The organism is Saccharibacillus sacchari DSM 19268, from assembly GCF_000585395.1.
GTDB lineage: Bacteria > Bacillota > Bacilli > Paenibacillales > Paenibacillaceae > Saccharibacillus > Saccharibacillus sacchari.
The window spans coordinates 298,300-323,085 of record NZ_KK073875.1; the positions used below are offsets into that span (position 1 = coordinate 298,300).

Annotated in this window: 28 protein-coding genes and 1 tRNA gene; 3 read left to right on the forward strand and 26 right to left on the reverse strand. The window is 52.6% G+C overall.

Annotated features, from left to right (window positions below):
• Positions 1-197: 197 nt before the first annotated feature.
• From SACSAC_RS01335 to SACSAC_RS01390, 12 genes are all read right to left on the reverse strand, one after another.
• Positions 198-728: a hypothetical protein gene (locus SACSAC_RS01335; protein ID WP_037282685.1), complete on the reverse strand. Its 531-nt coding sequence runs from the start codon at positions 726-728 to the stop codon at positions 198-200.
• 3 nt (positions 729-731) lie between these two features.
• Positions 732-1,250 (reverse strand): VanZ family protein, encoded by a 519-nt coding sequence (locus SACSAC_RS01340; RefSeq protein WP_051506778.1) that lies wholly within the window; start codon positions 1,248-1,250, stop codon positions 732-734.
• Between the two features lie 66 nt (positions 1,251-1,316).
• Complete coding sequence (locus SACSAC_RS01345) at positions 1,317-2,201, reverse strand: NAD(P)-dependent oxidoreductase (protein WP_037282687.1); 885 nt, start codon at positions 2,199-2,201, stop codon at positions 1,317-1,319.
• 165 nt (positions 2,202-2,366) lie between these two features.
• Positions 2,367-3,134: an ABC transporter permease gene (locus tag SACSAC_RS01350; protein WP_037282689.1), complete on the reverse strand. Its 768-nt coding sequence runs from the start codon at positions 3,132-3,134 to the stop codon at positions 2,367-2,369.
• Entirely contained in the window at positions 3,127-4,053 is a 927-nt protein-coding gene (locus SACSAC_RS01355; RefSeq protein ID WP_037282691.1) for an ABC transporter ATP-binding protein, read from the reverse strand. The genes SACSAC_RS01350 and SACSAC_RS01355 overlap by 8 nt, the downstream gene beginning before the upstream one ends.
• A gap of 85 nt (positions 4,054-4,138) precedes the next feature.
• On the reverse strand, positions 4,139-4,840 hold the full coding sequence (locus SACSAC_RS01360) for a response regulator transcription factor (protein WP_037282693.1): 702 nt from the start codon (positions 4,838-4,840) through the stop codon (positions 4,139-4,141).
• Between the two features lie 4 nt (positions 4,841-4,844).
• The gene (locus SACSAC_RS01365; RefSeq protein ID WP_037282695.1) at positions 4,845-5,750 is read right to left on the reverse strand and encodes a sensor histidine kinase; all 906 of its coding nucleotides are present in this window, start codon (positions 5,748-5,750) and stop codon (positions 4,845-4,847) included.
• An 83-nt stretch (positions 5,751-5,833) separates the two neighbouring features.
• On the reverse strand, positions 5,834-6,337 hold the full coding sequence (locus SACSAC_RS01370; RefSeq protein WP_037282697.1) for a hypothetical protein: 504 nt from the start codon (positions 6,335-6,337) through the stop codon (positions 5,834-5,836).
• Between the two features lie 162 nt (positions 6,338-6,499).
• Complete coding sequence (thrC, locus tag SACSAC_RS01375; RefSeq protein ID WP_037282699.1) at positions 6,500-7,918, reverse strand: threonine synthase; 1,419 nt, start codon at positions 7,916-7,918, stop codon at positions 6,500-6,502.
• Between the two features lie 104 nt (positions 7,919-8,022).
• Positions 8,023-8,532, reverse strand: coding sequence for an SRPBCC family protein (locus SACSAC_RS01380; RefSeq protein WP_245608565.1), 510 nt, complete (start codon positions 8,530-8,532; stop codon positions 8,023-8,025).
• A gap of 83 nt (positions 8,533-8,615) precedes the next feature.
• Positions 8,616-9,224: a short chain dehydrogenase gene (locus SACSAC_RS01385; RefSeq protein ID WP_037282703.1), complete on the reverse strand. Its 609-nt coding sequence runs from the start codon at positions 9,222-9,224 to the stop codon at positions 8,616-8,618.
• Between the two features lie 44 nt (positions 9,225-9,268).
• Positions 9,269-9,946: a DUF2625 family protein gene (locus SACSAC_RS01390; protein WP_037282705.1), complete on the reverse strand. Its 678-nt coding sequence runs from the start codon at positions 9,944-9,946 to the stop codon at positions 9,269-9,271.
• A gap of 370 nt (positions 9,947-10,316) precedes the next feature.
• Between SACSAC_RS01390 and SACSAC_RS01400 the strand changes: the two genes are divergently transcribed.
• On the forward strand, positions 10,317-10,583 hold the full coding sequence (locus tag SACSAC_RS01400; protein ID WP_037282709.1) for an excalibur calcium-binding domain-containing protein: 267 nt from the start codon (positions 10,317-10,319) through the stop codon (positions 10,581-10,583).
• Between the two features lie 64 nt (positions 10,584-10,647).
• Here the strand turns inward: SACSAC_RS01400 and SACSAC_RS01405 are convergent, their stop codons facing one another.
• From SACSAC_RS01405 to SACSAC_RS01420, 4 genes are all read right to left on the reverse strand, one after another.
• Complete coding sequence (locus SACSAC_RS01405; protein WP_037282711.1) at positions 10,648-11,133, reverse strand: hypothetical protein; 486 nt, start codon at positions 11,131-11,133, stop codon at positions 10,648-10,650.
• A 70-nt stretch (positions 11,134-11,203) separates the two neighbouring features.
• Positions 11,204-12,010: a class I SAM-dependent methyltransferase gene (locus SACSAC_RS01410; protein ID WP_037282714.1), complete on the reverse strand. Its 807-nt coding sequence runs from the start codon at positions 12,008-12,010 to the stop codon at positions 11,204-11,206.
• Positions 12,011-12,026: 16 nt separating this feature from the next.
• Positions 12,027-12,938, reverse strand: coding sequence for a PhzF family phenazine biosynthesis protein (locus tag SACSAC_RS01415; RefSeq protein ID WP_037282717.1), 912 nt, complete (start codon positions 12,936-12,938; stop codon positions 12,027-12,029).
• Positions 12,935-13,525 carry a TetR/AcrR family transcriptional regulator gene (locus SACSAC_RS01420; protein WP_037282720.1) on the reverse strand — a complete coding sequence of 197 codons (591 nt, stop codon included), beginning with the start codon at positions 13,523-13,525 and terminating at the stop codon, positions 12,935-12,937. The genes SACSAC_RS01415 and SACSAC_RS01420 overlap by 4 nt, the downstream gene beginning before the upstream one ends.
• A gap of 179 nt (positions 13,526-13,704) precedes the next feature.
• Here SACSAC_RS01420 and SACSAC_RS01425 point away from each other — a divergent pair, with 179 nt between their 5' ends.
• Positions 13,705-14,910, forward strand: coding sequence for an MFS transporter (locus SACSAC_RS01425; protein ID WP_051506780.1), 1,206 nt, complete (start codon positions 13,705-13,707; stop codon positions 14,908-14,910).
• A gap of 45 nt (positions 14,911-14,955) precedes the next feature.
• On the opposite strand, the gene SACSAC_RS01430 is transcribed toward SACSAC_RS01425, so the two are convergent.
• The 10 genes from SACSAC_RS01430 to SACSAC_RS01475 all read right to left on the reverse strand — a co-directional run bounded on the left by SACSAC_RS01430 (position 14,956) and on the right by SACSAC_RS01475 (position 24,010).
• Complete coding sequence (locus SACSAC_RS01430; protein ID WP_051506781.1) at positions 14,956-15,432, reverse strand: GNAT family N-acetyltransferase; 477 nt, start codon at positions 15,430-15,432, stop codon at positions 14,956-14,958.
• A 41-nt stretch (positions 15,433-15,473) separates the two neighbouring features.
• Complete coding sequence (locus tag SACSAC_RS01435; RefSeq protein ID WP_037282723.1) at positions 15,474-16,283, reverse strand: phosphotransferase family protein; 810 nt, start codon at positions 16,281-16,283, stop codon at positions 15,474-15,476.
• A 26-nt stretch (positions 16,284-16,309) separates the two neighbouring features.
• Complete coding sequence (locus SACSAC_RS01440) at positions 16,310-16,561, reverse strand: DUF2164 domain-containing protein (protein WP_037282727.1); 252 nt, start codon at positions 16,559-16,561, stop codon at positions 16,310-16,312.
• 13 nt (positions 16,562-16,574) lie between these two features.
• Positions 16,575-16,970 (reverse strand): GNAT family N-acetyltransferase, encoded by a 396-nt coding sequence (locus SACSAC_RS01445; RefSeq protein ID WP_037282730.1) that lies wholly within the window; start codon positions 16,968-16,970, stop codon positions 16,575-16,577.
• A 99-nt stretch (positions 16,971-17,069) separates the two neighbouring features.
• Positions 17,070-17,759 (reverse strand): hypothetical protein, encoded by a 690-nt coding sequence (locus SACSAC_RS01450; RefSeq protein WP_051506782.1) that lies wholly within the window; start codon positions 17,757-17,759, stop codon positions 17,070-17,072.
• A gap of 310 nt (positions 17,760-18,069) precedes the next feature.
• Positions 18,070-18,588, reverse strand: coding sequence for a peptide-methionine (S)-S-oxide reductase MsrA (gene msrA / locus SACSAC_RS01455; protein ID WP_037291761.1), 519 nt, complete (start codon positions 18,586-18,588; stop codon positions 18,070-18,072).
• Between the two features lie 33 nt (positions 18,589-18,621).
• Positions 18,622-19,635 (reverse strand): asparaginase, encoded by a 1,014-nt coding sequence (locus SACSAC_RS01460; protein ID WP_037282733.1) that lies wholly within the window; start codon positions 19,633-19,635, stop codon positions 18,622-18,624.
• A gap of 34 nt (positions 19,636-19,669) precedes the next feature.
• Positions 19,670-21,073, reverse strand: coding sequence for a dipeptidase PepV (pepV, locus tag SACSAC_RS01465; protein WP_037282736.1), 1,404 nt, complete (start codon positions 21,071-21,073; stop codon positions 19,670-19,672).
• Positions 21,074-21,088: 15 nt separating this feature from the next.
• Entirely contained in the window at positions 21,089-23,725 is a 2,637-nt protein-coding gene (locus SACSAC_RS01470; RefSeq protein WP_084777865.1) for an ATP-binding protein, read from the reverse strand.
• 201 nt (positions 23,726-23,926) lie between these two features.
• Positions 23,927-24,010, reverse strand: a tRNA-Leu gene (locus SACSAC_RS01475).
• Positions 24,011-24,166: 156 nt separating this feature from the next.
• Here SACSAC_RS01475 and SACSAC_RS01480 point away from each other — a divergent pair.
• Positions 24,167-24,679: a YhjD family protein gene (locus tag SACSAC_RS01480; protein WP_051506784.1), complete on the forward strand. Its 513-nt coding sequence runs from the start codon at positions 24,167-24,169 to the stop codon at positions 24,677-24,679.
• Positions 24,680-24,786: the final 107 nt, after the last annotated feature.

The window sequence follows — 24,786 nt, forward strand, 5'->3', positions numbered from 1 at the left end:
CTTTCTAAGCGCAAAAAGAAGGACGCAAGTTGCGTCCTCCCGAAATTTGTTGCTTGTTCGATTACCACAAAGAGGCGAGATAAGTACGGACATAGTCCGGGTCTCGATACAATTGATCGCTGTTCAACACGCTAGCACCTTGTCAACGCTAAAAGTAAGGTTACGCCTGGCTGAAACACACCTAAAGCGTGTGTATTTCAGCCAAGCGTAATCCTCTGATTAAGAGTTGACAAGCTACTAGCATCTTCCGTATTCCATAAGTTGAAAGTTCGAAGTTCATACACGCTGCCCTCTTCGATCGTGCGCCTACCGTTAATGATGATTCGGCCGTATTGCCCTTTTCCCAATACAAAAGCCAACTCATCAAGCAGACCGCTTCGATCATCCGTGCGAACCGGCTTTCCGAACGATGGATCATAGCCGAAACGCACCGCTATATATTCTGCATGCCGCTGCGGCAACAAACCAGGAAGTTTTGCATGTCCGATCTTAATGTCGGCAGCAGGCATAGGCAGCCATTCGCAGGTGTCGTCCATCTGCTCGATTCCTTTTACCGTTTGATGGAAAATAAGCCGATGCATCAGTATCCGCTCTTTTTCCAGTGGATAAGGATTCGTCGGGATTGCTGCAGGAAGAGGAAAAGCAGCAGGTTGACGAGTACGCAAAGACGCATAAGGCTCGCCGCGTGTATTTTTCATCCAGCGGATCAATACGGTTTGTACGATCATATCTTATCTCCTCCGCTCTTGGCCTGAGCGGCTGCGGGCATTGGCGGAACGGGTTCTTGCATGTGCGCGCCCGTTCCTTTTTTGCTCGGGACCGGCAATCAACCGATAGCCGATGTAACCAAGGCTTGCGCCGATACTGTTCAGGATTACATCGTCGACATCGGCAACTCCTGCTCCAAGCACGCCTTGTGCCAGTTCCAGAATCACGATGAATAACAGAAAACGAGTCAAAAACCCGAAGTAGTTCCGGCATTTTCCGAAAAGTATCGGAAACAACACCCCGAACGGAACAAATACCGCCACATTACCCGCCAAATTAATCAGCGGAGCCCGCAGATTATCCCAGCTTGCCGAACGGGCGAACAACTGAATGGTCTCGAACGGTACGATGTTATAACGAAAATCGCCGCTAATATGAGCCGAACGGCCGAAGCCCCAGAACATCCAATAGAGCAGCAGCCCTCCGTAACCCAGCAAGACCAGGCCGGCCAACACTTTAACGACGATTACTTTGGCTTTCATGCAGCAAAACTCCTTTTTGACGCTCAGCCGGAATGCCTATCCGCTCTGCGTTTCCGACTCCCTTTTTTAATCGCTGCTGCCCGGAAGCCGTTCTTTCAGCTCCAGCCATACGGCAGCCATATCCAATTCTCCTTTACCGCTTTGCACGGCATCCGCATAGGTGCGGTCCACCGCTTCCGCAAGCGGCAAATCCAGTCCTTCACGCTTCGCTTCCGCCGTCAGCAGCCCCAGGTCTTTCGACAGTAGGCTGACCATGAACGCAGCCGGGAACTCCTCGTTCATCCACATGTCTTTTTTGGCGGCCAGCATCGGCGTATTGACCGCGGATTCCCCGATCATCTCGATCAACTGCTCGCGCCGCAACCCGGCATGCTCCCCGGCCAGCAGCGCTTCGGAAATCCCCTGCGCCATCACGCCGAGCAGCAGATTGATCGACAGTTTGGCCGAACTTCCGGCGCCGACTTCCCCGAAAACAATCGTCTTTTTCCCCAACGCGTCGAAGAAAGGACGACACTGTTCTATCGCGGCTTCCGCACCTCCGGCCAGAATGACCAACTGGCCGTTAACCGCCGGAGCGACCGATCCGGATACCGGAGCGTCGACGTAGATCCCTCCGGCCGACTGTATCCGCCGCGCGAATTCGCGTGCTTCTCCCGGTGCGATCGTGCTCATGTTTACGACGACGGTATTAGGCTCCAACCCTGCAAGCAGCCCTTCTTCCCCTTCCAGAACAGCTTCTACCGCCGTTCCTTTGGTCAGCATGATAAAGACCGCTTCGGCTTCTTCCGCCGCCTTTTTCGGCGAAGAAACGATCTTGCCGCCATCGTCCGCGAGCGGCTTCGCTTTTGCCGGAGTCCGATTGTAGACGTTAACTTCATGTCCGGCTTTCAACAAATTCCGAGCCATCGGCAGCCCCATATATCCGGTTCCGATCCACGCCAATTTTGTCATGTTCCTATGCACTCCTTTTCCGCGATTCATGATGGGTTGTTTCGGCTTTGCATGCAGTATCTCTTCTACAGCATACCCGAATCGGAAGCCGGAGTCATGTCAGGCGCATTCCCGGACGATCCGTACCGGATCGCCAGAAATGCGCCTGACTTTTTCAGATCTTATTCAGTTCAAATCTTCCCGGATTTTATGCCGAACGGCTATTGCCGCGAACACAACGATAAAGACGAACGCCACCAGCAGCGTCTGCATGAATTCGCCGGCGTCGTTGAAGTCTTTGACGGCAACCAGCGTATTGACCAGCCAATACTGCGAAATATTCACTCCGTTCACCAACGACTCCAAAGCACCCAGCAGCATGCCCGGAATGTTCAAAGCCAGCACGAATCCGATGATGACGCCGGCTAACAGATTTTTGCATAACACCGTTATGCATAACATCAAGATCGCGAATGCCCAATGCAGCAAAAATTGTCCGATCAGCAATTTGACGAAATAACCGGTATCTCCCCATGTCGTATTGTCGAAAAACAACCCGCGACCGATCCAATCGGATACCAGCATCGTCAAAAAAAGCAGTCCGACGAATAGCGCCGAGATCCATATTTTAGCCAAGATCGTGTAGATTCGCGCCCGGCGCATAGACATGTAATTTTTTCCGAAGCCCGATTGATATTCGCTCATATAAAAGTAAACGACGAACACCGTAATATAGAGCAGCATCCAGGAAGGCGGCTGGGACAGCGTGTACTGAATAAATTCGCTCGCGTCAAGGCTGCCGACCGCGACGCCTCCGCCTGCTTCCATCTCCTGCGAATACTGCCTCATCATGAAAATGCCGAAAATCTGAAAAGCGCAAAACAACAACAGCAGCATATACATCGTTTTATTGCGGATAAAACGGTACGCGTCCATTTTCAAAAGATTAAGCATGCCGCTCACCCGCCTGTTCGGTTCGCGCCAGGAAATATTGCTCCAGACTTTGCTGATGCTTGTGAATCGAATCGATCTCGATCCCGTGTTCGATCAACGTTTTCGAAATCTGCCGAATCTGCGCGCCTTTCTCATACACATACACCGTATTGTTATCCGATACTTTATAATCCGTAATCTTCAATTCGCGCTCCAAAACGGGAATCGCCGCCTCGATCGCTTCCAATCTCAGCTCGATCCGCTCTTCGCATTTGTGCAGAAGGTCGTCAGCAGAAATCACTTCGACCATTTCGCCTTGATGGATAATGACGTATTTGGTCGCAATCTTGGACAGTTCCTCCAAGATATGGCTGGAAATCAGGATCGTCAATCCGTCTTTGTTCAGTTCCCGGATCAGCGCGCGAATCTCGACGATCCCTTGCGGGTCCAATCCGTTAATCGGCTCGTCCAACAGCAGCACGTCGGGACTTCCAAGCAGTGCGGCCGCGATGCCCAGCCTCTGCTTCATGCCCAACGAAAAACTTTTCACTTTGGCCGAACCGCTGCTTTCCAATCCGACCGTTTTCAGCAGCCGAGCGATTTGCGCGTTCGCGTCCGGCAGACCGTAAGCGATCGCCAACAGCTTCAAATTTTCAAAAGCGGAATAATGGGGATAAAGCCCCGCTTGCTCGATCAATACGCCCATGCGTTCGAAAAAAGATTGCCCGTCGGCCGAAGCGCGATTGAAAAAATGCAGTTCGCCCGAGGTCGGATGAACCAGCCCGGCGACCATTTTGAGCAGCGTCGATTTGCCTGCCCCGTTTTTTCCGATCAACCCTACGATTTCGCCCCGATAGATCGAAAGATCCATGTTTTTGACTGCGATTTTGCTTCCGTATGCTTTGGTCAAGTTTTTCATCTCGATGATCGTATCCGGCATGACCTCACCTCCTGATTCCTATTGAACAGGATGAACGCCAAAAGATCGCCAACAAAAAGCAAAGAAATGTCAAAGACGATTCCCCTCAACCGCTCAAACGAAATCCGATTCCCCATAAGGTATCGATATACGGCTCGGGGTCGTACGTCTTGATTTTGTTGCGAATATTGCTGATATGCACGGTGATCGTTTTGTCTTCGCCCAAATAAACGTCATCCCAAGCCAATTCGTACAAATCCTGCTTGGTGAATACGCGCGTCGGATGTTTGACCAACAGTTCCAGAATTTTGTACTCCTGACGGGTCAAAGCAAGCGGCGTACCGTTGATGCAGGCGCTGTACGCGCCGCAATCGAGCGTCAGGTTTTTATGTCGGTACGCTTGAGGTGCGGGATCGGCGCTGCTCGCGCTTTTTCCGATATGTACGCGAATGCGGGCAATCAACTCTTCCAACTCGAAAGGTTTGGTCACGTAATCGTCCGCGCCGAGCGCAAACAAATTCAGTTTATGGTCCAAATGGTCTTTTGCCGTCAATACGATCACCGGAACAGCCAATCCCGCCTCGCTTCGAATCTGCCGCATGAACGCTTCGCCGGACAATCCGGGCAGCATCAAATCCAACACGATAAGTCGATAAGATTGCTGATCCAGCCGCATCAAACCTTCCGTTCCCGAATACGCCGAGGTGCACAGGAAGCCCACGCGGGTCAATCCGTCCCGAATGATCGAATTGATCGACTCGTCGTCTTCTACGATCAAGATCTGTTGATTTTGTCCGTCTTTCTGCATGAAATCATTCCTTTCGCGCTTTGACAAAGATGAGCCTTATGACGAACATGCCCTGCTCGCTGTCGGCTTCCGCATGTCCGTGCATGTTCTCCATCAACGACTTCACGATCGATAAGCCAAGCCCGGAGGAACGAACGCCGCGCGAAGCGTCTTCTTTGTAAAAGCGGTTGAACACGCGCTCCGTATCCACTCGTTCTCCTTTTCTCAGCCGATTGGCAAAACAAATCCGCACGCGTTCTGCCTCTTCTTCGCATACGACCGATAACGTTCCTGTCCCATGCGCGAAATAGTTGCTTAAAATATTGGCGAACACGCGGTCTAACGCATGGACATTGCCGTTCACCCGAACGGACGACGCCGGAAGCCGAAGTTCGGGTTCCGTCCCTTGCCGGGAAAAATCGTCGAAAAAAGCAAACAAATTATGCTGGAGCGAAGCCAAAATATCGAGCGGTTCCTGTTGGATCAGGTACTCCGGATTTTGCAGCTTCGTATATAAAAACAGTTCGTCGATCAGCTTGGACAGCTGCCCGATACGGGATTTGGCCTGCTCCATATAACGATCTTTGTCGGAGAATTCTTCAGCCTGCCGCGCCAACTGAAGATAACCGTCAAGCGCGGTCAAAGGCGTGCGGATATCGTGCGACAAACTGACGATCGTCGCATTGATTTCTTCGTTTTTGCGGGCATACTGCCGGTCTGCCTTTTTTTGCTGGTCGAGCAGTTGATTGCAGCCTCGGATAAGCGTCATCATCTCTCTCGATCTGAGTTGGGTGTTTACCTGCTTGAAGGAACCGTTTTGCATGATGAAATGCAATTGGTTGCCGATATCCCGAATCTGAGCTTTATAATGCAGCAGATAGATCGTCTGCGCAACCAACAGAACCGCAAGCACCGTCAACAAAATGTTCATCAGGCGTCACCCTTTCTTTTGTGCGGTATCGGGTTTTTGCAATCGCTTTTTCAAACCAATCCGCGTGCATCTTTATCGCCTTCTCATAACGGAATTTCGACCGACGCCAGCGGCGTAAGGATCGTCTCCTCTAATGTGATATCAGCGCGATCGAACAACTCATACCGAAGCGTCTTCGATGTACCGGGCTGCTTATCGATCGATTCGGGAATCATAATATAATACAGACTTGTCGTTTCCGGTCTGAGAGCGGGGTAACGCGACAAATCGCCTTTGGGCAGCATATGGAAAAAAACATTCACGTCGATTCCGATGCGGCCATTTTCCGGTTGTTCATCTGTAAATTCGATTTCGAACTCTCCTAATTTATAGCGGGCACTGTACTGTTGCATGATTCGCAGCTTGAGGTCCTCGGCAATCCGTTCTGCTTGTTCATGGCTTAGCGTTGTGCCTTCAAAACGAAGAGTCGGCGTTTGCATGTCCGCATTGACGTTCCGTTCGAATTGAGCCGTCAGCTCCGTCACCGCCGGGCCCGAAACCGATAACGTCAAGGCGGCCAAAGCCGCAATCACTCCCAAGCTTCTCATGATTCGTTCCGCCTTTCAAAGATTCCTTTTATTTAACGACAGGCATTCCATCTAATAAACGGTAGTTATAGTCAAAAGTTGGGCCTGTGCATTAAAAAAGAAGCTTCCGGGCAAAGGAAAACCTTACGCCGCAGAAAGCTTCTTTTTTAAAATGACCCGATCTTAAGCCTGACTGACCTTACCGCCCGCGAAAAAAGCTTCGAGCTGACGCGTCACTTCGGCTTTGTCGTTATCGATTACGGTCTGGTACTGGTCTTTGGCGATCAATTCCGCGATTTCGACCGGGAATTCCTGCGTGATATCCAGCAAACGGATCGCTTCGTCGAATTTCGCCGGATGCGCCGTCGCGAACGATACCGTCACTTCGCCTTCTTCGGTAAACGCTTCGGAAGCCGCTACGCCGCAGGCCGTATGCGGATCGAGCAGGTAACCCGTTTCGGAACGGTACTTGCCGATCAGCTGCAGATTCTGCTCGTTGGTCGCGCCCAGCGCGTGAAGTTCCGATTGCACGCGCTGAAGCAGTTCGCCTTCCACGACGATCTTCCGACCTTCCGCAAGCTGCTGCATGTACTTCGACACTTCGACGGCATCTTCATCCAGCAAATAATACAAGTAACGCTCGAAATTGCTTGCCACTTGAATATCCATAGACGGGCTGTGCGTTTTGCGGAACTCGCCAGGTTGGTATTCGCCCGTGGTCACGAAGCGTTCCAGGATATTGTTTTCGTTGGTCGCGATGATCAGCTTATTGATCGGCAGGCCCATCTTTTTCGCGAGGAATCCCGAGAAGATATTGCCGAAGTTGCCGGACGGCACGCTGACATTGATCTTTTTCGAGTCGTCGCCGACCTGCTTTTCCGCTTGGAAGTATGCATAGAAGTAGTAAACGGTCTGCGCCAAAATACGTACGAAGTTGATCGAGTTGATCGCGCGCAGATGGTGTTTGCTTTTAAACTCTAGATCCGAGAACAGCTCCTTGATGATCCGCTGACAATCGTCGAAGTTGCCGTGTACCGACAGGTTCAGCACATTCTCGTCATTGACGGTCGTCATTTGAAGTTCCTGCACTTTGCTGACTTTGCCGTGCGGGTGCAGAATACAAATCTTGATGCCTTCTTTGCCGCGCACGCCCTGGATCGCGGCCGCGCCGGTATCGCCGGACGTCGCGCCCAGAATATGAATGATCTCTCCGCGCGTCTTCGATACGTAAGAGTAAAATTCGCCCATGAATTGCAGAGCCACGTCTTTGAAAGCAAACGTCGGTCCGTGGAACAGCTCCAAAATGTACAAGGAATCGTTCAGTTTGCGCACCGGCGTCACTTCCGGATCGCGGAAGGTCGCGTAGCTGGCGTCTACTAATTGCTTCAGGTCTTCTTGCGGAATCTCGTCATTGGCATACAACGAGAAAATCTCGATAAATAGCTCGCGGAACGGAAGTGTTTTCCAACGATCCAGCGTTTCTGCCGATACGGTCGGAATTTGCTCCGGGACCATCAGTCCCCCGTCTTCGCCCAAGCCCATCAGGACGGTATCGATAAAGCCTTTCGGTTCCACTTGACCTCTTGTACTGATGTAGTTCATCGTAAAGCCCCCAATTATGTCGAGAATATTTCAATAATCATACCCCGAAACCGACATGCGATGACAGTCTTTTTTTGCATTTTCGCCTAAAAAAATTCGATCATTCAACGCGGAGACGTACTGCTATCCGAACGTTGTCCGTCTGTGGCGTACCCGTTTTCCAGTATGCTTTTGAGTTGCCGTTGCCGATAATTTATAAAACTTAGCATGTAACGCCGAAGCACGAGAGCATCGAACAACCGGCCTGCAGGCCCGAACGGCGAAGCGAACTCCAGAATGTCGCGCACCAGCGTCCCTTCTTCGCACCGCTCGAATTCATGTCGGTGCATCATATGGCGAAACGCGCCTTTTTGCATCCGGTCAACGAAAAGATACGGCTTGTCCAGTTCTTCGACGAGCGAAGTCAGCTGTTGGCGAATCCCGAAATGCACGGCCTCGAACACGACGATTTCGTTTTTCTCCATCAGTCCTTCAAGTCGGCCGCCCGGAAGCGTCCGTTCGCGGGTACGCGGCCAAACCGTTTGCGGATGCAGTCCCACGTCTCTCGCCGCGTCGAAACAGACTTCGATCGGAGCATGAATCATAATCTCTTTCGTAATCGCTACAATGGACACCAATCCCCCAATGACGGACATTCTTTTTTAAAAAAACATTGAAAAAGAAGTCGGCATATCGCCCAACTTCTTCATCGGTTCGTTTATTCGTAAATATAATACGTGCGGCCGCTCTCGATTCCGAGTACGCTGCGAACAAAGTAGTTGGCAACGCGTTCGGCGGGAACCGGGTTGAAGCCTTTGAAGAAATCCGCATACTTCTCCGCCGACTCCGTAAGCAGCCCCGGACTTACAGAGTTCAATCGAATACCGCGAGGAAGCTCAAGCGCCGCCGCCTGCACGAACGCGTCGATCGCTCCGTTGACCATCGAGCTGGAGGCGCCGCGCGGAATCGGGTAGTCTTTTAAAATGCCGCTGACCAGCGTGAAGCTGCCGTTGTCCTTCAATTTATGCTGGCCGAGCAGTACCGTGTTCACCTGACCCAGCAACTTATTGTTGATGCTTTTGAGATTATTTTCCGGGGTAAGATCGGGAACGGCGTCGTAATGCGTCGACCCCGCCGCGATAATGACGTGATCCAGCTCCCCAACTTCGTCGAACAGTGCGGAAATGCTGGACGTGTCGGTCATATCCACCTTATAATCGCCCGTCGAACGCCCTGCCGTGAACGTCTCGATATTGTGCTCTTTCAACTTCGCCACGATCGCGCTTCCGAGCGTTCCTTCGCCGCCGATCACCAATGCTTTTGCCATGTCTAAATCTCTCCTATTCCTATTTCTCTCGCTTTCGCAATCGGTTACGAACCGAACAGCTGCTTCCTCATATCCTGCTGCAAGTCCCATAATTCCGCGACCGGAACCGGATTTCGATCCGTTTTGTTCACGTCCCGACCTTCCTCGGACCACAGAAACGGATAAATCATCATCGCTTGTCCGCCGTTCAGCATACGCGCATCCTTTTCCCAGCCGGTCCACCGAAATGTCGCGTAATACTGCTGCAGATCGCCGTTTAACGCCCAATGAAGAAAATCGGTATAGCCTTTCTCCGTATCTTCCCATTCCAGCGTATCCGGCGCAAAATAATAAATGTTCGGCGAATGATCGTTAAACGCGCCGTTATTCACCGCAAAAAATCCGCCCGCGATATCGTACGCCACAATCACATAGCCTTCCGGTTTAAACTTCAATGCAATCGGATCGGGTCCAAGAGCATTCCAGGAACGAATATCGCCCGCGATCTTCGGATGACCCGAGCCGAGTACGCGCAGCCATCCGCCATCTATTAACAATCCTCCGGTATTCAGCACAACCGCGCCCAACGTCGCCTTGTCGCTCATTTGCAGATCAACCAGCGTCTGTTCGGCCTGCGGGCGATCTCTTTCCAGCACGACGACTTCATTACCCGCCGACTTGATCGCTTCTTCAGTCGGATTCCATGCCGAATTTTCGGACAACAATTCATGCAGAGCTTTCATGTCGGATCTATCCTCCTTGCCTTTTCGATTTTTATATTCTAAAAGAAAAAGCCCGCCTGGCTCAAGCGGCTTACCGGCGCTGCGCGATTCAAGGCCGACCCGACATGCAAACGCCTGCTGCTTCGGATTAGGGCGTGTACGCAAACTCAACGCCATGCATCTTGACCTGCCTTTTCGCCCTCTGCGGCGTCATTTCCCTTTGACGTGCCCCGGCACGCCTTCAGAAAAATTCCTTGCCGAGAACGAAAATTCAGCTCAATCTGCTCCTGGCGGAGTTTGCGTACACGCCCTAGATTCAACTTCAATTTGTTCCCAATAATGCCGATAAAAATATTGTATGCCATCATCCCAGAATAAGGAGGAATACATCATGAAAAAGAGCCTTACTTATGTTTTGAGCTTCGCCCTGCTGCTTGCGGTCGCTGTTCCCGTATCTACCCAAAGCGCCAGCGCTGCCGCCAAAACGTATAAAAACTGCACGGAGCTGAACAAAGATTACAAAGGCGGCGTCGCCAAATCGGCATCTGTCAAAAACAAAGGCGGCAAAACCAAGTACAAACCGTTCGTTTCCGCCGAGCTGTACGAAGCAAACAAGAAAAGCGATCGGGACAAGGACTTTATTGCTTGCGAAAAATAAAAGACTTAGTCTTGAAAAAACGCCGCCTGGATCTTATTTCCGGCGGCATTTTTATGGGATAAAGCTATATCCAGCGGGTTGCTTTTCGTTTGATGATCGGCACTTGATGAGATTCGGCCCAACTGACCAATTCGCGTACCCGGCGTTCATTCTCCGTTCCCTCTTGGAACTTGAACGAAAGATCGTTAGGCACGATCAAGGAGCCCTTGGGCTTAATGCTGATCGACGGATTGTCTTCCCACGAGATGTAGATTCGCTTAATCGCTTCGCTCATCAATTCGCGCCGGCGCAGTTTGATCCTGTCTTCGCCCAAACGCAGCATATAAGCGGGTCTTTGCGATTGCCACACTGCGGCTATAGCAAAAGCTAGCATGAACAAGGTCATGAATAACGCAAGCCAGATTAACTCCTGCCCTGCCCAACCGCCTACCCAACTTTTGTAATGCTGATAAGCCATCGTGCCCCATAGCCCGCTTTGAATGCCGCAAGCCACAGCCAACGTCCTCGATTGCGTACTTCGTACTTGGTGAATTCGCTTATTCTCCTGCACGGCAATCTCTCCTGTTCACTTTGATCTATACCTTATAAACGTGTAGAAAGCGTCAGACGTTACGAATAAATCAAGCCAAAGTTTTCCGCGCTACGATCAGCCCGTGATTACTGCTTCCCAGTCTCGACGGTTCGCGGCAGACAAGGAAATGATGTTCGGTCCAGATCCGATATTGCTCTTCGCTCATTTTCCCGACAGCATCGCTAATCACAAACCCGTTACCTTCTACCGCCACATGCTCCCGTACATCAAATCCGGCAAATCGCAGCTCCGTTTCCGCTTCGCCCGGCGTATGGAAATAAGCGGCAGAAAGAAAAGGATCGCGCTCGTCCGCGCCGAACGTACCTTGCTCGGCCACCCGGCTTAGCCAAGGCGCCTCGGGCTTTTTCGCGCCTGAAGCAATCAAATATTCCGCAATGAAAAAACGATTGATGTAAGCCGTTGCCAACACGCCTCCCGGCTTCAGCACCCGCATGCACTCTTTCAGGCAGTTTTGCCGATTCTCGGCTGTGCGAAGATGATACAACGGTCCCAGACAAAGCACGGTATCGAAGCTTTCGTCCGCATATCGCGATAGATCCGTCGCATCGGCGAGCTCCGCAGTCATGCCCGATATGCGTTCCTTAGCAATTCGTTTCCGCATCGCGTCCACATGTCCCGGCGTTACGTCCGCTGCGGTTACGCGAACGCCGCGTGCCGCATAATAAAAAGCATAGGCTCCCGTACCCGCTCCGATGTCCAATAAATTCTCGACCGACTGCAAATAAGGTTCCAGCACATGCGTCGTCGTGGCGAACTCCAATTGTCGCACGCGATCTCTGCCTAGCCGGTTGCCTTCGTCGTATCCTTCATAATATCCGATCACTTTTTCCATCATGGCCTCCTTTCCAAAGCTACTCGCTCTCGTTCAGCATAATTTGCATGTCCGTTACAAACGTCGCGCCGCCGGATACCCGTATGTCTATTCCGCCATCCGACAATCGCTCGGCTTCAACCTTGACGCGCCCGTCGCGCCCCATCTCCAAGCCTTGTTCGACAATAAAATCGGTACGCGGCAAATGAGCCTCCATATACGTCAGCGCATAAGCGCCCATCACCCCTGTTGCCGTCCCGGTCACCGGATCTTCGATCATGCCCGAATGCGGCGGACAAAAATGGCGGGCGTGCATACGTGCCTGCGGATCAAAGGTCTCCAGGCAAAAAGGATGCAGCGAAGCTTGCGGATTTTGGGTCAGCATGCCCGGAAACGATGCGTTGTCCGGAACCATGCGCGAAAAAGCTTCCAGACTTCGGATCGGGATCAGTACCGTCCACGATCCGGTGCTGCCGTAGACGATCGGATAACGCTCATCCAAGTCGGACATAGACAAGCCTATCGAAGCCAAAAGCGCATATTCGTCCCCTTCAAACGGAATGAATGCCGGGTTTCCCTGGCGCATGCGCATGGATAACGACTTCTCATCGCCATTTTCGCCATACGTTAATTCAACAGGCAGCACGCCGATCCGCGTCTCGATCGTCGCTGCATCTTGATGTAAAAGTCCTCGGGTGCGAAGCGCGTACAACGAAGCCATCGTTGCATGCCCGCACAGGTCCATCTCGTACCCCGGCGTAAAATAACGCAAGCGAACATCGGCCGCATGGGAGCGGCAAACGAAGGTCGTTTCGTTAAAGCCGACCTTGGTCGCGATCTCCTGCATTTGCGCGTCGGTCAAATGATCGGCATCCAGCATGATTCCCGCAGGATTGCCTTTGCCGGGAATCGCGGAAAAAGCCTCATAGTGAAATACGGTAACAGCAGTCATGATTCCGCCTCCTCGAATAAGGTCAATGTTGCCGAGATGGTCGATTCGATAAAAGTCGGGTTGGGCAGCGTCTTCAGCATCACGGTCAACCCGATCACCGATGCCAGCAGCGCATTTCCCAAAGCTTCGGCATCCTGACCTTGCGCAAGCTCGCCCGATTGCAGCCCTTCGTCAATCTTGCTGCGGAATAATTCGGCAAGACGAAGTTGATGCGCCCAAGCTTTTTCCGTCCATGCCGCTTCCTGCGGAGCCAGCTCGTCGAGGGTCAACACTGCCAGGCAACCGAGCGCGGGATCGCCCGCGCTGCCTCCCTCGGCCAAATCATAGAGCAGACTTCTAAACGCGGGAATGACGGCATTCTCTCGTTCCAACACCCGCTTGATATACGCCAAGTGCTTGGCCGTATAGCGATCCAACGATCTGCTGAACAATTCGCGCTTATCGCCGAACGCTGCGTAAAGGCTCGGCTTGCGAATATTCATTTTTTCCGTTAATTCGCTTAAAGACGTCGCTTCGTATCCTTTTTCCCAGAACACGCGCATAGCGGCATCAAGCGCTTGTTCCTCATCAAAAGCTCGCGGTCTCACGCTGATTCCCCCTAATGAAATACCGAATGTTCGCAAATATTATACCGATCAGTATAATACAAATGCCGAGCGAGGGTAAAGGGGTTGACACTTGGGAAACTGAAGGGCTATAGTAATCCGGTGTCGTTACATACCGATCGGTACAAAATAAATCCACAGAATGTCGGAGGTTATTTCGCATGTTCAAAGCTCGGGTTTCACCGCGTTGGTCCGCTTTATTATCGCTGCTGTTTGCGCTGGCTTGCGGCTTGGCCGTCGCCAACATCTATTATGCCCAACCGCTGCTCGGACAGCTCGCTCAAGAATTCGGAGTGCCGCCTGCAACCATCGGTTACATCATTGCGGTTGTTCAGCTCTTTTATGCATTTGGCCTGATATTGATTGTGCCGCTTGGAGATCTAATGAACCGCCGAAGACTTATCTTGCTGCAACTGCTGGGCATCGCGCTGGCTCTTGCTTTTGTCGGATTCGCTCAGGACTATGCAGGATTACTCGCCGGGCTCGCCGCCGTAGGCCTAATGGCCGTCGTCACTCAAGTGCTGGTCAATTTCGCTTCCGCATTGGCTCCGACAACCGAACGCGGCAAAGCCGTAGGCGTTGTCACCGGCGGCGTCGTCATCGGCATTTTGCTGGCGCGATTTTTCGCGGGCGCAATCAGCGAGTTGGCCGATTGGCGTGCCGTTTATTTAACTTCATCCGGGCTGACGCTTCTCGTTGCATTGATATTGGTTGTCATGCTGCCGCAGGATGATTCGGGCAAGCCCGGCCTTTCCTACAATCAATTATTGCGCTCCATGCTGAAATTATTCGTTCAGGAAAAATTATTGCGGATTCGGGCTGCTTTTGCTTTTTTCATCTTTACGGCTTTCGGAATGTTATGGACGCCGCTGTCGCTTCCGCTTAGCGAGGCTCCTTTATCGCTATCGCCTTCGTTGATCGGCGCTTTCGGATTGGCAGGCGCGGCCGGCGCAATCGGAGCGGCGCGTGCCGGAAAATGGGCGGATCGGGGAATGGGGAATCGGGCGACCGGAATCGCGCTTGTTTTGCTGCTCGTATCCTGGCTCCCCATCAGCATGCTGCATCACTCCCTGCTTCTGTTGATTGCGGGCATTTTACTGCTCGATTTTGCGGTGCAGGTGGTGCATGTCACGAATCAGAGCCTTCTGTTCGCGGCGTTGCCGGAAGCCCGCGGTCGATTGACGGGAGCGTACATGGTTTTTTATTCGATCGGCAGCGCGGCGGGAGCCATACTGTCCACTTGGGCTTATGCGGCGTATGGTTGGAGCGGGGTGTGTTGGATCGGGGCTATGGTTAGCGCGGGAGGATGCTTATTATGGGTGTGGACGCGGGTTTCGAAGAAAGCCCTATTCGGGGAGGAAGCTTAGGGCACTGCGGAATAAATTGCCAGAATAGTGTAGGTATAGGAAGAATCACTTTTTGGACAGTGTTAGAAAGTAGTTCAAATATTCGTCGTCGAGCTTGTAGCCTTTGCTTTCGTACAAGCGTTGGGCGGTTTTGTTGGTCGGAGCCGTGGATAGGGCGATTCCTTTGGCTCCGGTGAGTCGGGCGTGGCGGGCAGCGGCATCCAGCAGGGCGCTGCCCGCGCCTAATCCTCGGAATTGCGGATCGACGTAGAGATCGTTCAGGATCCAGGAGCGCTGCATCGATACGGAGGAAAAGACGGGATAGAGTTGGGTGAAGCCTGCTGCGCGTGATGTTGCTTTTTCTTCCGCCAACAGCACGACGGATTGCAACTGTCCCAACCGATCTGTAAGGAAATGCTTGGCTGCTTCAAGGTCGGAAGGCTGTTCATAAAATACGCGGTAGGCATCGAATAGCGGAGCTAATTGGTCCATGTCGGTTACTGATGCCGCGCGAATAACGATTTCTTCATGTTGCTTTTCCATATTCGGCTTGCCCCTTCCGTTTTCTTGTCTCTATGGAATGACTATGCGGTACCGCCCGATAGCGCGTCGCGAATAAATCGGAGCAATTTCTCTTTTTCAGGCTCCGGGATCGGCTCGATCAGACGAATGGCCGCTACAGGGAGCATCCAGCGTTTGACGTCGGACTCTTCGAATCCCGTCAGCTCGATATAGGTTTGCAGGTATGCCTCTCGGAATACCTCCGCGGCTTCTTCCATGCTGCCTCGGGGACCGCCGGCTTCCGTACCGAATCCGAGCAGCAGCAAAGTACGCGCGACATCGTACAGCGGATGGCCGCAGTTCGCGTCGATCCAGTCGATCACCTGCCAGCCTTGTTCGCTTTCCATAATATTGCCGGGATGAAAATCGCCGTGGCATAATCGTTCGTCGTCGGGCAACTGCTCCAGTTGTGAGCGAACAGCGGCGCGTTCCGTCTCGTTCAACTGTTCGACGCGCGACAAGCGCTGCACCAGACGCTCCCGTTGGGAATCGCCAATCGTCGCGGCTTCGAGGCTGTTCAACCGCGCCTGATAAGCGGCAAACGTCTTCGCCGCTTCGGCTGCTGTCTGCGGTTCGCGCTGCAAACGTTGAAGCAGCGATTCCCCTTCGATCTTTTTCAACAAAATGGCTTCGCGACCGTCGTATTGCGTTCTGCCTAACGGCTCTGCTGTCGGCAAGCCTTGCTCATAAGCCCATACGCTTTTACGATATTCATAGTCTGCGCTTTCTTTCCGGAACCATTCCCGAAACAGCTTTACGACCCGGCCGTGCTCGTCCGCAAAAATCTCGGCCGTTCCTCCGTCACCGATCTTGCTCCAATTCTGTTCTGTCATGCTCCACCGCTTTCCGCCAAGGCTGGTTATCTTCGATTAATCGGACGCTCCAGTGCATACAATTCATCTTCGACCTGACTCAACTTCTCGTTCACAGCCGCTTTCGCGTCGCGTACACCCTGATTGTATATGTATGGGGCGAACTGGTGCATCATATGATCGAGCAGTCGCTCTGACGCAATCGTGCCAATCTCTTCACCGCGTTCCTCGTAAAAAAAGTTTTGCAGCTCTTTGATCATTTCATCCTTTTGTTCCTTGGGCAACTTAATCGGAATCATAAAGTACCTCTTTCTAGGATTTATTTCGATGCATCACGGTCTGCTTCGTCTCTTGGAAACCGTTGCCGTGATAATAATCAGCGAGTTTCGCCGAGCAAAATAGGCTGACCACTTCAATGCCGCTTAGTTCTTTCATCATCTTGTCCATCATCTGCCGACCGATTCCTTGACCCCGATGCGTACGCAGTACGACCACGTCTTCCACGTAAGCCCGATACACGCCGTCGGACACCGCCCGGCAGAAGCCCACCAACTGCTTCTCTTCCCAGGCGCCCAAAACGACGCCATGCGCCAGCAGCTTGCGAATTCCGTCTTTCGTTCGCGTCGGCCACCAATCCACATCCTGATAAAGCCGCATTAATTGAAGCGGGGGAATCGGTTTTTCCGTATGCAGTTTGATGACCACCATGTGTCCGAAGCCTCCTTGTTGTCGGTCGCTTAAGTTGCGATATGCAAAAAGCCCGGACGCCGCTACTGCGCGCCGGGCAGACAGCCGTGAAAGGAAAGGTTAAGGCTCGATCGGCTTGACCATATTCGGATCAAGGATAAGCGACAACGCACTTTCTTCAAGACAACCGTACCAAACATCCGAATAATAATCCATAATCAACAAATTGTCGCCGCACAGATAGAAGGAATGCGACGGCTCCTTGAATACGTAATACCCGTCCAACCAAAGCGGATGCAGTTTGGCCCGAAATACGTCCGGATCGAGAGCCCCTTCGAGTTTCCCGAAATAACGACTGCCGAAGACCAGCTCTTGCAAACAAAATGTTGTCAAAAAGTGGGACAGCGACGGGCACACGACTTCGCTTTCTTCCAATCGCTCGTCCCATAAACGGGCAGCATCGCTGTATACGGGCGAGTCGTCCTGATCGGCATCGACTTCGCAGCTCCAACTGCCCTGGTTCTCCAACAGAAACGAAATCCGACCGCTTTCGCGTTTCAATTCTTCCGGCTCCAGCCAAATATCCTGAGCTTCAAACAGCTTGGGACGAAATCCAGCCGGATAAGCCGATGCCTCATAAGAGGGATTCGGCCAGTTTCCCGCAAAAGCATAAAAATCTCTCAGAACAGCAGGCAGATCCGTCGGTACGCTTTCCCGGCGGATTCCGTATTCCGGCTTGGCCGGTCCTGCCCATTTGCAAATAAACGCTTTCAGCCGCTCCATAGTTTGTTCATTATCCGGAATCAGCATAAGAATTCCCCTTTTTATGTAAAGTTAACAAAAAGTATACGATAGTCCTTTCATGATGTTCATTACCGTTTACGGCGATTTGGTACATTCACCCTTATGTTTCCTTATTTTATCGGTACTGTGCACGGCTGAGAACCCCGCTCTTTCCTATTTCCGCAAGAAAGCTTGCAATAGGGCATGCGAAGTTAGTCCCATTTGGAGGAAACAAGCAAGTCGACCTATTCAAAATACAACGGCAAAAGGGCGTGCACCAGCACGCCCTCAGGCTGTCGAGAAAGTTACTCTGACGCGGGAAGCGAGAAGACGCTGCTTACGCTTGCCAGTTCGCGTCGATAAACTCGTCGCGTCCGGATTGTTGGCGGTCTTCTTTATAATGCTTCGGATTTTTTTTGTGGTAATCCTGATGGTAATCTTCGGCTTCGTAGAAAATTTGCGCAGGCAGAACTTCCGTGACGATCGGCTTATCGAAACGACCGCTGTCGGCCAGCTCTTGGCGGGTTGCCAATGCAGCTTCTTGTTGCGCTTCGTTGTGGAAAAAGATTGCCGGCTTGTACTGCGTGCCCCGATCCTGGAATTGGCCTTCGCCGTCCGTCGGATCGGTCTGAGGCCAATACAATTCAAGCAAACGCTCATAAGGGAATACATCCGGTTCGAACGTGATTTGCACGACTTCGTAATGACCCGTCGTCCCTGTCTTTACTTGTTCATAGGTCGGATTGTCTACGGTCCCGCCCATATAGCCGGATACGATTCCGTGAATACCCGGCATTTCCTCGAATGGCGTAACCATGCACCAGAAGCAACCACCGGCAAAAGTAGCCTGTTGAATATTTTTTTTCTCAGTCATGAATCTCAAACTCCCTTAATCTTCCATATTTCGCAGCACAAAATTCGGTTTGACCTCGCCGATGCGCTCGCGACGAGCATTCAGCACGGGTACATGCACGTAATCCGCAAGCTCCGCGAACTGCCGATCCGTCCCGATCCCCAATTGCTTCAGTACTTCCATGGCAGCTACGGAAGTTGCACGCTCGCTGCCGTCTTCGACCTTGACCGCGATTCCGATCCCGCGATCGGCTACGCCGATGCACTGAACGCCTTCCGCGCCGACTTTCGCCACGAGATTGCCTTGGAAGACGCGCATCAGATCCGTATCGAAGCGATTTTTGCCTGCTACCATTTCCGGCCGCCGGGTCATGCCGCGGCGAACGCGGTTCAGCGCATCCGCCCGCTGTTCGGACACTTTACCTTCCGGCTTCGCCAGGCGCGCAAAACCAAGGGCAGCATAACGAAGCGGCAAACGGTGCACAGGCACGCCGCAGCCGTCTACGCCGATGCCGATCTCTGCGGCGGGAAAATCGCAGACGTCGGCAATAACGGACAAGATTCGCTGCTGATGCGGATGCTCGATCTCGCGATACGTCTGCGTATCTTCGTTCAAATGAACCGCCGTCAGCAGCATCCCCGAATGCTTGCCGGAACAGTTGCTGAACACAGGCGTCAGTTCCCGGCCTTCGCGAATCAATTCCCGATAGCTTTCGCCGTCCCGCGGGATATGCGTTCCGCACTGAAGATCATCCTCCGACAAATGCGCGCGGGACAATACGTCCAGCACCGCATGACGGTGAATCGGCTCGCCGCTATGCGACGCGCAGCTTAGCGAAATTTCCGCATCGCCGTATCCGAAAGCATCGGCAGCCCCCGATTCGATCAGCGGTACCGCCTGGAACGGCTTCATGGACGAACGCGGAAAAGTCAGACGATCCGGATCGCCCGCCGCATATAATAAACGACCTTTATTGTCGACGACGGCTACGTGAATTTCATGGTTGCTTTCTACATATCGGCCTCGGGTAACTTGTACATCCTGCGACATCGGTTAATCTCTTCTTTCTGTGTGTAATGTTAATTTATTTGGCCAACTCGTAAATCGCTCGCGCATAGATCGCGGTCGCTTTGAGCAGATCGTCGACCTCGATATATTCGTCGGCTTGGTGAGCCGTCATTTCTTTGCCGGGGAAGCAGGCTCCGAAAGCAACGCCCTTTTCCATAAAGCGGGCATACGTTGCTCCGCCCGTCGACAGCAGCGTCGGTTCATCGCCCGTCAGTTCCGCGTAAGCGGTTTGCAGCGATCGGATGACCGCTTCGTCTTTGCTCACATGATGGGAGCCTTTTTGCTGGACGTCGGAGACGCGGAAATCGAATCTGTCCAGCGTCGCTTCCAGCTGCGTGCGAATCAGATCGTGATCCGACTGCACCGGACAGCGAGCGGTCAATTGAATTTGCGTGCCTTCTTCCGTACCGAAGCGGATGACGCCTGGATTAACGGTCAAAGGACCGGTCATCTCATCGCGGAACGCAATCCCCAGCTTCTCTCCATGGAAGTCCTCATGCATCATGTTTAACAACCCGATAAAGTGGCTGGCTTCCGGCTGAAGAGCCGCATCCCGCAAAAACAAAGCCAATACCGTTCCGGCATTGACGCCTTTTTCCGGTTCCGAACCATGCGCGGATACGCCGGTTACCGTGAACATGGCTTGTCCCGCATTGATCTCGGCCTCGCCTTTCACGCGATGCTTGCGGCAGAAGTCTTCGAAAGATTCCACCAACGGTCGAATGTCGCCGCTCAGTACGGCATGCGCGCGCTCCGGCACCATATTGATGCGCACACCCGACTCGAACGACTCCAAAGCAATCAACGATCGGGCAGATTCCGCTTCGTTTTTGGGTACAAGCGTCGGATTGAACTGTCCTTTTTCCGCATAGATCATCGGGAATTCGGCATCCGGAGCAAAACCGACGGTCGGCATTTGCTCATGCTCCACGTAATGACGCATGCAGCTCATACCGCTTTCCTCATCGGTTCCGAAGATCAGGCGCACGTTTTTCGTTAAAGGCAAGCCCAGTTCTTTGACGATTTTCAGCCCGTACAGCGCCGCAATCGTAGGGCCTTTATCGTCGATGGCTCCGCGCGCATACAACTTCCCGGCGCGAATCGCAGGTTCAAAAGGCGGGCTTGTCCATGCGCCGGTCGCAGGCACGACGTCCACGTGACCCAAAATGCCGATTGTCGTATTCGGGTCAAAGCTGCCGTATTGCGCATGTCCCGCATAACCGTCTACATTTTTCACGTCCAAGCCAAGCTCTTCTGTCAGTTGCAGCATATAGTGCAGCGCTTCGCCGATTGCATGTCCCATCGGGCGCTCCGTCGAAGCCGTAGCCAGGTCTTTAACGCTTTCGATACGAAGCAGGCCGTCCAGATCGCGCAGCAGGTCCTCGCGCCGCGATTCTGCTTCCTTTTGCCAATCGATCATCCATCTGCCTCCTCATTAGTCGTGCTTTTCTGTCGTTCGTTTCGATTCGCCTATTATCTTACCACTATTTTTACCCGAATGCCGAATCTGCGCCTCTGCCTCCGATAGCAGTTCCGCCAATCGCTTGGAATCGACCGGTTTGTTCATGTATTCGTCCATCCCTGCGTCCAGACAGCGTTCCCGGTCTCCGGGCATCGCATTTGCGGTAACCGCAATAATGTAAGGTTTGCCGTAACGTTCGGGCGCTTTTCGAATCCGGCGCGCAGCCTCGAGCCCGTCCATTCTCGGCATTCTGACGTCCATCAAAATCACCTCGTAACGCGAACGTTCCGCCAGCGTCAGCGCTTCGATTCCGTCTTCGGCGATATCGGACTCGCAGCCCAGCCGATCGAGCAATCGTTCCATGACGAGTTGATTGATTTTGTTGTCTTCGGCCACCAGAATCCGCAGCGGAGCAGCAACGTCAACAGGCGCTTCCGCAACTTCGGCCGTCTCTTCAGGCATCTCGTCAAAGTCGGGCAGCTGCATATCGATCGAAAACCTGAATACCGTGCCCTCTCCAAGCTTCGAGCGGACGCCGATCGTCCCATGCATAAGTTCGATCAGCTTTTTGGTAATCGCCAGCCCCAGCCCCGATCCTTCGGACTTGCGCGTCATGAAGTTGTCCAGTTGATAAAAGGGATCGAATAAATGCTCCGTATGCGCCTCGGGAATGCCCATGCCCGTATCTCGAATACGAAAATGCAGACGAACCCAGCCTTCCGGCGCCCCTTCTTCCAGATCTACCGAAACGAACACGCCGCCTTCTTCCGTATATTTGATCGCGTTTCCGACCAGATTGACGAGAATCTGACGCAGCTTATTCGGATCGCCCACCACAATCTCCGGCACATGCGGGGTGATGGACAAGCCAAGCTCCAGCTTTTTTGCCCTGGAGTCGGCCAACAGGATATCGAACGAGCGCGCCACGTCTTCACGCAAATTCATCGGTTCAAGCTGAAGCTCCGTTTTGCCGGCTTCAATCTTGGAAAAGTCCAGGATATCATTGATAATGCCCAGCAGCGAATCGCCGCTTCGACGAATCACTTCCACGTACTCGCGCTGCTCGGCAGTAAGTCCTTCCGTTTCCAGCAATAGCTGCGTTAAAGTAATGACCCCGTTCATAGGCGTACGAATTTCATGACTCATCACCGCAAGAAAGTCGCTTTTGGCCCGGTTCATTTCTTCTGCTGCCTGTTTTTCGATAAGCAAACGTTTGTGTTCCGTAATATCTTTGGCCAAAATGTAACAACCCACATTGCGTCCGCCCACGATGATCGGCGCCGTAGAGGTCAACACTTCAAACTCGTGCCCGTCAACATTCCGGATTCGAACGGTCGGGCGCAAAGATTCGTCTCCCGCCACGTGGTTGCGCAAAATATCATCCATCGTTCCTTCCGCCAGCCACTCGGAGAAAGGTCGGCCGATCATCTCTTCCGTGGTCAATCCGATCAATGTCTGTGCCGCGGGATTGGTGTTTATCACGCGTCCTTCGCCGTCGATCGAGAAGACCGCGTCATGATTGTGCCGTTTGAGGGACGTATAGCGTTCCACGGATTCTTGCAGCTTGCGTTCCGAATCGCGAAAATCCGTAATATTGCGATAAATCACCGCATAACCGGCCGGATTCTCCTCGTCTCCCAGTGCAAATTCGGTCACCAATACGTTCAGAACCTCGCCGTTTTCGGAAAGGGCAATCGCTTCCGCACGCACGGCATCTTCGGCCTGAATAGCCGGGTCGGGCAGCAAGTTCGCTTTCGATAACGGAGCCCGTTCGCCTTCCGGCACGTTCCGCAAACCGATTTTTGCCCGAAGCCCGTTCTCGCTCATGCCGAAAAATTCTTGGGCGGCCCAGCCGAATACGCGCTCGAAGGCCGCATTCAAACTGACAAGCGCGCCTTTTTCGTCGAATAAAGCCACCGGGTCCAGATTATTTGCCGTAATCCTCTCCAATTGTCGGGCCGCCGCTTCCAACCGCAGCCGTTCAACGTTGTCCTGACGGTCTTTCTCCCGCTGCGCGGACAAAGACGGAAAAAGGGCTCCTCCGCTTTTCCCGGTGAGATCCGTACTGCTGAATTCGTCGTCGGTCATGACGTAATCGTGCGTTCTCAGCATTTTCACTTGCAGGGAAGCACTGATCGAACCTGCCTGATAAGCGCATACCGAGACCAATCGATGCCCTTTCACGTTCCGGTCCGCAAACGCCTCGAATACGCTCAACTCGTGCTCCACGCAGGGCTCGCTTTTCCAGGCCACGTGCGCCCAAGTCCGAATGCCCAACGATTGGCCCTCATAAGGCTTTAGCAGTTCGCCCGAATGCTCCATCACTGTTTTATAGTGAAAGCTTCCCGATGTATCGTAAAACGAATCGGCATCCACGTAGATGATGCGGTCGCGTTCTTCGGTACCCAGTGCGAGCAAAACAAGACCGCGAATGCGGTCGATCCGTTCTGCGGAATCGATCAGAATAGCCAGGTCGCCGCTTCGAACACCGGAAATCAAATAGGCGGACGCATTGTCCGCATAAGCGTCGACGTCGTCATAGAGGTATAGGATATGGCCGCCCGTCGACACGCTGACCAGCCGATTCAATTCCATTATGCGCTCGCTCATTATGCACCCCGCGACTTTGCTTGAATTTTAACTTTCTACCTATTATACGACAAATGAGCAAAGGGAAGATGACGAAATTTGACTATAATCGACTTGAACGGCGTCCCGAGCCAATAAAAGATTTGCGGAGGTATTAAAACACATAAAAAAAGGTCCCCATTCTGCCCGAAGCAAAATGGAAACCTTGTTCTTCATAAAGGATGCGGTCGAGAGGACTCGAACCTCCACGGGGGTAAGCCCACACGGACCTGAACCGTGCGCGTCTGCCAATTCCGCCACGACCGCTTATCATGATCACTATTACAGCGACAAGGTAAATCATAACATAAAGCAAAAGCTTCAGTCAACAACTTTCAAAAAAAGCAAGGATATGCTTGCATGCGAACACCTATTCGGTTATACTAAAAACAGAACACAAGTTCCTACAAGGTGGTGAAGAGTATGACCGCTGTACAGACGACCCGAGATGAACTGTCTTTAATCAAAAGTTACTTGTTATTGACGCATATTTTGAAAACATTCGAGAATGATGCCAAAAAGCTGGAGTCCGATACACCGACGCAGACCTCTACTTTATATACAGAAATGATTCGCAACGCTTCCCGGTGTGCGGCTGTACTGCTGTCGGGCATTCGCCGCGAATTCAAAAAACGTAGCATCCGCATGTGTGAAGTCCAGCACTCGGAGAAGGGCGTAGATGCCGATTATCTCTGCCGCGGACTTCACGGCACCATGCATATTGATCATGCTCCTTTCCATAACGAAATGGAGTTGCGCATGCGCGCTTATCTGGGAATTTCGTCTACGGAGAATCGCTCGGCAGAACCGATCGTGACCGACTCCGGCCGTCAAAGCGCCGCACCTGTTCGCAATTACGGTCACCGAACTTCCAAGCCGGGAGTCTCAGCCAAAAAGAAGACATCTCGTCCTTATTCGGCTGGAGCGTACGCCTGAACATCGTCCCCCTCTCCCTTATGTCGATCCGACCGCCATCCCCCCGGCGATCGGCCGATATGGGGGGATATTAAATAAATAAAGTTATACCCCCGCAACAATAAAGC

What these genes read in the sequence shown, in the direction of transcription:
- SACSAC_RS01335 (WP_037282685.1), bottom strand. Translation starts at nt 728, where the DNA reads ATGATCGTACAAACCGTATTGATCCGCTGGATGAAAAATACACGCGGC.
- SACSAC_RS01340 (WP_051506778.1), bottom strand. Translation starts at nt 1,250, where the DNA reads ATGAAAGCCAAAGTAATCGTCGTTAAAGTGTTGGCCGGCCTGGTCTTG.
- SACSAC_RS01345 (WP_037282687.1), bottom strand. Translation starts at nt 2,201, where the DNA reads ATGACAAAATTGGCGTGGATCGGAACCGGATATATGGGGCTGCCGATG.
- SACSAC_RS01350 (WP_037282689.1), bottom strand. Translation starts at nt 3,134, where the DNA reads ATGCTTAATCTTTTGAAAATGGACGCGTACCGTTTTATCCGCAATAAA.
- SACSAC_RS01355 (WP_037282691.1), bottom strand. Translation starts at nt 4,053, where the DNA reads ATGCCGGATACGATCATCGAGATGAAAAACTTGACCAAAGCATACGGA.
- SACSAC_RS01360 (WP_037282693.1), bottom strand. Translation starts at nt 4,840, where the DNA reads ATGCAGAAAGACGGACAAAATCAACAGATCTTGATCGTAGAAGACGAC.
- SACSAC_RS01365 (WP_037282695.1), bottom strand. Translation starts at nt 5,750, where the DNA reads ATGAACATTTTGTTGACGGTGCTTGCGGTTCTGTTGGTTGCGCAGACG.
- SACSAC_RS01370 (WP_037282697.1), bottom strand. Translation starts at nt 6,337, where the DNA reads ATGAGAAGCTTGGGAGTGATTGCGGCTTTGGCCGCCTTGACGTTATCG.
- thrC (WP_037282699.1), bottom strand. Translation starts at nt 7,918, where the DNA reads ATGAACTACATCAGTACAAGAGGTCAAGTGGAACCGAAAGGCTTTATC.
- SACSAC_RS01385 (WP_037282703.1), bottom strand. Translation starts at nt 9,224, where the DNA reads ATGGCAAAAGCATTGGTGATCGGCGGCGAAGGAACGCTCGGAAGCGCG.
- SACSAC_RS01390 (WP_037282705.1), bottom strand. Translation starts at nt 9,946, where the DNA reads ATGAAAGCTCTGCATGAATTGTTGTCCGAAAATTCGGCATGGAATCCG.
- SACSAC_RS01400 (WP_037282709.1), top strand. Translation starts at nt 10,317, where the DNA reads ATGAAAAAGAGCCTTACTTATGTTTTGAGCTTCGCCCTGCTGCTTGCG.
- SACSAC_RS01410 (WP_037282714.1), bottom strand. Translation starts at nt 12,010, where the DNA reads ATGATGGAAAAAGTGATCGGATATTATGAAGGATACGACGAAGGCAAC.
- SACSAC_RS01415 (WP_037282717.1), bottom strand. Translation starts at nt 12,938, where the DNA reads ATGACTGCTGTTACCGTATTTCACTATGAGGCTTTTTCCGCGATTCCC.
- SACSAC_RS01425 (WP_051506780.1), top strand. Translation starts at nt 13,705, where the DNA reads ATGTTCAAAGCTCGGGTTTCACCGCGTTGGTCCGCTTTATTATCGCTG.
- SACSAC_RS01430 (WP_051506781.1), bottom strand. Translation starts at nt 15,432, where the DNA reads ATGGAAAAGCAACATGAAGAAATCGTTATTCGCGCGGCATCAGTAACC.
- SACSAC_RS01435 (WP_037282723.1), bottom strand. Translation starts at nt 16,283, where the DNA reads ATGACAGAACAGAATTGGAGCAAGATCGGTGACGGAGGAACGGCCGAG.
- SACSAC_RS01440 (WP_037282727.1), bottom strand. Translation starts at nt 16,561, where the DNA reads ATGATTCCGATTAAGTTGCCCAAGGAACAAAAGGATGAAATGATCAAA.
- SACSAC_RS01445 (WP_037282730.1), bottom strand. Translation starts at nt 16,970, where the DNA reads ATGGTGGTCATCAAACTGCATACGGAAAAACCGATTCCCCCGCTTCAA.
- SACSAC_RS01450 (WP_051506782.1), bottom strand. Translation starts at nt 17,759, where the DNA reads ATGCTGATTCCGGATAATGAACAAACTATGGAGCGGCTGAAAGCGTTT.
- SACSAC_RS01460 (WP_037282733.1), bottom strand. Translation starts at nt 19,635, where the DNA reads ATGTCGCAGGATGTACAAGTTACCCGAGGCCGATATGTAGAAAGCAAC.
- pepV (WP_037282736.1), bottom strand. Translation starts at nt 21,073, where the DNA reads ATGATCGATTGGCAAAAGGAAGCAGAATCGCGGCGCGAGGACCTGCTG.
- SACSAC_RS01470 (WP_084777865.1), bottom strand. Translation starts at nt 23,725, where the DNA reads ATGAGCGAGCGCATAATGGAATTGAATCGGCTGGTCAGCGTGTCGACG.
- SACSAC_RS01480 (WP_051506784.1), top strand. Translation starts at nt 24,167, where the DNA reads ATGACCGCTGTACAGACGACCCGAGATGAACTGTCTTTAATCAAAAGT.